The 373-nt window shown below is 52.0% G+C and carries 1 protein-coding gene; it reads right to left on the bottom strand.

Annotation, left to right across the window (positions count from 1 at the left end):
• The coding region (locus A3722_RS15620) for a CoA transferase (protein WP_201722049.1) at window positions 1-373 on the bottom strand (373 nt) is incomplete at both ends.

The raw sequence follows: 373 nt of genomic DNA, 5'->3' as shown, positions 1-373 counted from the left end.
TCAATAGTTCAGGTGCTCCCGGCACGACCGGCACGGGCACCATTCCGACACCGGGATGGTCAAGCCATTGGAATGATTCGACTTCATCTACGTGCGGATCATCGAAGTAGTCGGAATAGTTGTAGACGATAGAGTTCATTACATCTGCCTGCGTAAGATGCGCGGCCCAATACTCGGAATCTTTTTTTGCAAACTCGGAAAACAAGACCTTGTTAAGTTCGCGTTCATTTTCAAGCCGCTGGCGGCCTGTCTGATATTTCGGGTCACCTACCAAGTCCTCCCTACCCAGCACGCGACACAACGCAATGAAATGATCGTCACGCATCGCGGTGATGTTTATCTGTCCGTTGCGGGTCGGATAGGCACCGACAGG

The organism is Sulfitobacter sp. HI0027 (assembly GCF_001634775.1).
Taxonomy (GTDB): Bacteria; Pseudomonadota; Alphaproteobacteria; order Rhodobacterales; family Rhodobacteraceae; genus Sulfitobacter.
Note: the sequence above shows the minus strand (reverse complement) of the source record. Positions and strands in the feature narration are given on the sequence as shown.